Annotated in this window: 4 protein-coding genes; 3 read left to right on the forward strand and 1 reads right to left on the reverse strand. The window is 73.4% G+C overall.

Annotated elements, in window-relative coordinates:
• On the reverse strand, window positions 1-1243 hold a 1243-nt coding region (locus ACIQOV_RS22555; RefSeq protein ID WP_401051063.1), incomplete at its 3' end, for a hypothetical protein.
• Window positions 1244-1651: 408 nt separating this feature from the next.
• Here ACIQOV_RS22555 and ACIQOV_RS22560 point away from each other — a divergent pair.
• The 3 genes from ACIQOV_RS22560 to ACIQOV_RS22570 are packed head-to-tail and all read left to right on the forward strand — an operon-like array spanning window position 1652 to window position 6185.
• Entirely contained in the window at window positions 1652-2293 is a 642-nt protein-coding gene (locus ACIQOV_RS22560) for a class F sortase (protein WP_380351913.1), read from the forward strand.
• On the forward strand, window positions 2290-3615 hold the full coding sequence (locus ACIQOV_RS22565; protein WP_401051065.1) for an alpha/beta hydrolase: 1326 nt from the start codon (window positions 2290-2292) through the stop codon (window positions 3613-3615). The genes ACIQOV_RS22560 and ACIQOV_RS22565 overlap by 4 nt, the downstream gene beginning before the upstream one ends.
• The gene (locus ACIQOV_RS22570) at window positions 3612-6185 is read left to right on the forward strand and encodes a rhomboid family intramembrane serine protease (protein WP_401051067.1); all 2574 of its coding nucleotides are present in this window, start codon (window positions 3612-3614) and stop codon (window positions 6183-6185) included. The genes ACIQOV_RS22565 and ACIQOV_RS22570 overlap by 4 nt, the downstream gene beginning before the upstream one ends.
• Window positions 6186-6221 lie beyond the last annotated feature (36 nt).

Consider the following 6221-nt stretch of genomic DNA (forward strand, 5'->3'; position numbering starts at 1 on the left):
CCTCCCAGCCGCCGGCCGGGGACTGCCCCGGGGTGAGGGTCTGGAGCTTGCGCAGCACCGCCGGGTCCTGGGCGTCCAGCCAGTCGACCAGCTGCCGGAAGGACACCAGCCGGACCTCCGGCTTGTCCGCGATGGTCCTGAGGACGTCCTCGACGGCGTTCATGTAGATGCCGCCGTTCCACTCCTCGAAGTGGTTGCCGATGACGTACGGCGCCCGGTTGCCGTCGTAGGTGCGGTCGAACCCCATCAGGTAGGCGTCGCGGGCCTGGGTCTGGAAGCCGGGGTGGAGCGCCGGGTCGGCCTTGGTGTTGGGGCCGCACTGGTTGTACATGATGTTGTAGTCCATCGAGAGCACCTGGAAGGTGTGCCCGGGGAACGGGATGGACTGCAGCGGGAGGTCCCACAGCGCGCCGCCCTGGATCTTCTGCGGCCACACCTGGGTGCCGTTGCCGCTGCTGTCGTAGCGCCAGCCGCGCCTGACCGCGGTGGGCAGCAGGTTGCGCTGGCCCTCCAGGCAGGGGGTGCGGCTGCCGATCAGCTCCTTGCGGTAGTCGAAGGGCAGCGCGGGCAGGTCGGTGAAGCCGGTGTTGGTGCGCCAGTTCGTCACGAAGTCCATCGCCTGCTGGATCTCGCTGTCCCACTCCTCCGGGGACCACGCGCCGACGCCCGTGGAGCCGCAGAAGTGGCCGTTGAAGTGGGTCCCGATCTCGTGGCCCTCCAGCCAGGCCGCGTGCACGTTCTCCAGGGTGTCGCGGATGTGCTGGTCGCTCAGGTAGCCGATGTCGGAGGCGCCGACCTTGTGCTGCGGCGGGCGGTAGAGGTCCTTCTTGGACTCGGGCAGCAGGTAGAGGCCGCTGAGGAAGAAGGTCATCTTCGCGTCGTGGTCCCGGGCCAGCCGGCGGAAGCGGGCGAACAGGCCGTTGTCGAGCTCGCCGGCGCCGTCCCAGGAGAAGACCACGAACTGCGGCGGGCGCTGGCCGGGCTGCAGCCGGTCGGGGACGGGCTGGTGCGGCTGGGCGCCGGTGTCCGAGGTGGAGCCGTCACCGATCAGGACCGCCTGCGGCCGGGGGAGCGGGGCCGGGGCCGGAGTGGCGCCCTGCTTGTCGGCCGCTCCGGTGGCCGGCGCGGCGCTGCCGGTCGCCCGCTCCTCGCCGGTGGCGTGGTTGCTGCCGCACCCGGCCGCCAGGGTGGCGGCGGTGGCGGCGCCGGCCGTCAGCAGGGTGCGGCGTGAGAGGGCTTCCATGGTCACTCCGTTCGTGGGGCGTGCGGGCGGGCGGCGTGCGGGAGTGCGGAGTCCGGTCGGACAAGTGGGTGATACAACCCGTAACCGGGTCAGCATGGCACGAGGGCGGGGCCGGTCGAAGAGGCGCAGCGCGAGCTCGTGAGTGATCGCTCGAACGACGCAACCGATCGGGTCCGTTGAACCGTCGGTAGCTCGTGTCGGGCGTGCACCCGCGGCGATCGTGCGCGGGGGGCGGTCGTCGCGCTCCGCGACCGGGCGCCCACGCGGCGCAGAAAAGAGGCCGTCCGCCCTGCCGATCGGCGGGTGCCGGTACGACCGTCGTATGGACGTGCCTTACAGTCCGTTCCGGTTGAATTGTTCCCAGGAAACTCCCAGGAAGCGGGGTTCCGTCGGCAGAGGGGAGCGCCCATGGGCGTCCAGCAGAGCAGGGGCCCGTGGCCGGGCACCCTGGCGGCCGGGGCCGCGCTGGTCCTCGGTGCCTGGCTGCTGCACGACGGAGGTTCGTCGCTGCCGCCCGCGCCGGGGGCCGGTCAGGCCCAGGCCGGGATCGCGCCGGTCTCGATCGTGCCGCCGCTCGGCCCGTCCGCGCCGACCCGGATCCGCATTCCGGCGGTGCGGCTGGACGCCCCGGTCACCGCGCTCGGGCTGGACGGCGCCGGCCGTCTCCAGACCCCGCCCGAGGCGGACCGCAACCTGGCGGGCTGGTACCGCGGCGGGGCCAGCCCCGGCCAGCGCGGCACCGCGATCCTGGCAGGACACGTCGACAACAAGGCCGGCCCCGCGGTCTTCTATCATCTGGGCGCGCTCCGTCGGGGGGACCGGATCGAGATCGCCCGGGCGGACGGCGCCACCGCCGTCTACCAGCTCTACGCCATCGAAGTGCACGACCGAAAGGACTTCCCGGACGACCGGGTCTATCGTCAGGCCGCTGACGCACAGCTGCGGGTCATCACCTGCGGCGGTTCGTACAGTGAGGAACACGGCTACGACGGCAACGTCGTCGCCTACGGTTTCCTGGCCGACACCACCCCGCCGGGCAAAGCCGCATGACCACGCTGACCCTTGCCTCCCGCTGGAACCCGATCGACTGGCCGCTCACCGAGGGCCTGATCCCGCACGCCGTGCTGGCGGCAGGCTGGGCGGCGCTGTTCGCGCTAGCCATCGGCCGCGGCCGCAGCTGGTGGCGGGTCCGCCTACCCGCCGCACTGTTCACCGCGGCCGCGCTCAGCTGGCTGCTGGACGTGGTGGTCGACGGCTGGTGGCACCCCTTCCCCGAGGGCACTCCCCGGTACGTCACCTGGTGGATAGCCGTCGCCCTGCTCGGGCTCTGCCTGGTCGGCTACCGGCTGCGCCGGCTCACCTGGCGGCGCCGGGGGCTCGCGCTGGGCCTGAGCGGCCTGGTGCTGCTGATGTCCTCCTCCGAGGTCAACATCGGCTTCGGCCAGTTCCCGAGCGGGCGCGTGATGCTGGCGCCCTGGCTGACCAGGACCGACGGGCTGGTCGCCACCAAGGCGGGCCAGACCATGAGCGCCCCGCCCGGCAAGTCGCTGGAGGAGGCCTGGAAGCCCCCGGCGGACCTGCCCGAGAAGGGCACCGTCTCGGTGGTGCCGATCCCCGGCACCAAGTCGGGCTTCAAGGCCCGCGACGCGTACGTCTACCTCCCGCCCGCCTACCAGGCCACCCCGCGGCCGCTGCTGCCGGTCGTCGTGATGATCACCGGCCAGCCCGGGGTTCCGGGGGACTGGGTGCTCTCCGCGCAGATCAACGAGGCGCTGGACGCCTTCGCCGCGGACCACGGCGGCCTCGCGCCGATCGTGGTGATGCCCGATCAGCTCGGCTCCACCTGGGCCAACACGCTCTGCCTCGACTCCAAGATCGCCAAGACCCAGACGTACCTGGCCGTGGACGTGCCGGACTGGGTCCACCAGAACCTCCAGGCCGCGACCGGCCGAACCGCGTGGGCGATCGGGGGCGCCTCGATGGGCGGCACCTGCGCGCTCCAGCTCGGCGTCAACGCGTCCGACGTGTACGGCACCGTCCTCGACATGTCCGGGCAGGAGGAACCGACCCTGGGCAGCCGGGAACAGACCGTCAAGGCCGCCTTCGGCGGTGACGAGAAGAAGTTCGACGCGGTCGATCCGCTCCAGGTGATGGCCCGCAGGAAATTCCCGGACACCAACGTCGCGTTGGTCGTCGGCGAGACCGACGAGGAGTTCAGACCGCAGATGGAGAAGGTCTACCGGGCCGCGCAGGCGGCCGGAATGAAGTCCAAGTTCGACCTGATGCCGGGCGGCCACGGCTGGGTCGTCTTCCGCCCCGGCATCGTCCAGCAGCTCCCGTGGCTCGCCCAGCAGACCGGGCTGACGCGGTGACCGGGGCGGGGACCGCGCTGGCCACCGTCGGCGAGCAGCGCAAGCCGGGGCCGGACGCGGAGCGCTCGGCCGAGCGCGGCACCGACCGGGCTCCGGTCACCCGCACCGCGGAGCCGCGCCCGCAGCGGGTCCGGCGGGCGGCCAGGGCGCTCGGCTCCCGGCTGCGCTCGGCGCCGCTGACGCTGACCCTGCTGGCCGGGCTCTGGCTGCTCGGCGCGGCCACCGGGAGCCTGGGCCACGGCCCGTCCGAGCGGCTGCTGGACCGGGCCGGGATCGGCCTGCCCACGCTGGCCGAGGGCCACTGGTGGACGCCGGTCACCTCGATGTTCTGGTGCTCCGGCAGCGGCTCGTACGTGTTCACCAGCCTGCTGCTGCTCCTGGTCGGCCCGGCAGCCGAGCACCGGCTCGGGCGGCCGCGCACCCTCGCGGTGCTGGTCGGCGGGCAGGTCGTCGGCACCCTGCTGGGCACCGCGCTGGTCGCCTTCGGCTCCTCGGCGGGGGAGCAGTGGACCGCCTCGGTGGCCGACCAGATCTCGGTCGGCCCCGGCGTCGGCGTGTTCGCGCTGGCGGGGGTGCTCGGGTACCGGCTCACCGTGCTCTGGCGCCGCCGGCTGCACCTGCTGGTGCTGCTCGTCCCGCTGGTGATGACGCTGTACGTGGGCCACCTGCAGAGCGTCCAGCGGTGCGCCGCCGCGCTGGCCGGGCTCGGCCTGGGCGCGCTGGTCAGCCGGGGCCGCCCGCACCTGCGCACGCACCGCTCCTCGCACTCCGAGACCCGGGTGCTGGTCGCGCTCTGCCTGGTCGCCGCCGCCTTCGGGCCGCTGCTCGCCTCGCTGTACGACAACGCCAGCGGACCGTTCAACACCTTCTCCGAGCTGTACTTCTCGCACCGGCTCAGCCCGGACGAGGTCGCCGACTTCTGCGCGCTGTCGGCGCACGACTGCGCCCGCGCGCACGCCGTCGTCCGGATCTTCGACACCCCGGGCCGGATGATGGCCGCGCTCTTCCCGGCGCTGCTGCTGGTGCTCGCCGAGGGGCTGCGCCGGGGGCTGCGGCTGGCCTGGCTGGTCACCGTGGCCACCGAGCTGCTCTGGGCGGCGCTGCTGTGCTGGCTGTACCTGGACGCCGGGCCGGTGAGCCGGGACGTGGTGCAGTACTTCGTCGAGGCGCTGCTGCTGCCGCTGCTGACCACCGCCCTGCTGGTGGCCACCCGCAAGCGCTTCCCGCTGCGGCTGTCCGGCAGCTCGGTGCGCCGGCTGGCCCTGGTGCTTGGCGGCGCGGCGCTCGCCTCCGCGGCCACCTACGTGGGGGTCGGGCGGCTGGCGGCCGGGGAGTTCGAGCCGGGGGCGACCGCCCGCCGGCTGGTGGCCGGGCTGCCGGCCCAGTTCCTGCCGCCCGCGTACAACGACCTGCTGCCGGACTACCCGATCGCGGTCGGGCCGGTGGCGCGCTTCCTGGAGACGTACTGCGGGCTGGCGTTCTGGGCGGTCGCGCTGGCCGTGCTGCTCTCCGTCTTCCGCCGTCCGGTGCTGCACACCGACGCGGCGGCGGCCGACCGGGCGCGGGCGCTGCTGACCGAGCACGGCGGCGGGACGCTCTCGTTCATCGCCACCTGGGACGGCAACCACTACTGGTTCGACGAGCAGGGCCGGGCGGCCGTCGCCTACCGGGTGGTGGGCACCGTCGCGCTGACCACCGGCGACCCGTTCGGCGCGCCGGAGGACCGTGCCGGGGCGGTGGCCGGCTTCGCCCGGTACTGCGACGCGCGCGGCTGGACGCCGTGCTTCTACAGCGTCTGCGGCGAGACCAGGGACGCCGCCGCGCGGCTCGGCTGGCGCTCGCTGCAGGTCGCCGAGGACACCGTGGTGCCGCTGCCCGAGCTGGCCTTCACCGGCCGCAAGTGGCAGGACATCCGCACCGCCCTCAACAAGGCCGGCAAGCAGGGCATCTCCGCGGAGTGGTGGGCGTACCACGAGGCGCCGCTCGCCCTGCGGGAGCAGATCCGGGCGATCTCCGAGGAGTGGGTCTCCGAGAAGGGCCTGCCGGAGATGGGCTTCACGCTCGGCGGGCTGGCGGAGCTGGACGACCCGGACGTGCGGGTGCTGATCGCGGTGGACGAGCAGCGGGTGGTGCACGGGCTGACCAGCTGGATGCCGGTGTACGAGGACGGCGTGCCGGTGGGCTGGACGCTGGACTTCATGCGCCGGCGCTCGGACGGCTTCCGCGGCGTCAGCGAGTTCCTGATCGCCTCGGCCGCGCTCGGCTTCAAGGAGGAGGGCGCGCGCTTCCTGTCGCTGTCGGGCGCGCCGCTGGCCCGCACCGGGCAGGACGAGGAGCCCACCGGGCTGCAGCGGATGCTGGACTGGATGGGCAAGGTGCTGGAGCCGGTGTACGGCTTCCGCTCGCTGCTGGCCTTCAAGGCGAAGTTCCAGCCGGAGTACCGGCCGATGTACATGGCGTACCCCGACCCGGCCGCGCTGCCCGGCATCACCCGGGCGATCGGCAAGGCGTACCTGCCGCACCTGACGGCGGCCCAGGGCGTCCGGCTGATGCGCAAGCTCTCGGGCTGATCCGCCCCGGGGAGGGCGGGCGACCGCACGGGCTTC

Source organism: Kitasatospora sp. NPDC091257 (assembly GCF_044757675.1).
GTDB classification, from domain to species: domain Bacteria; phylum Actinomycetota; class Actinomycetes; order Streptomycetales; family Streptomycetaceae; genus Kitasatospora; species Kitasatospora lactacystinica.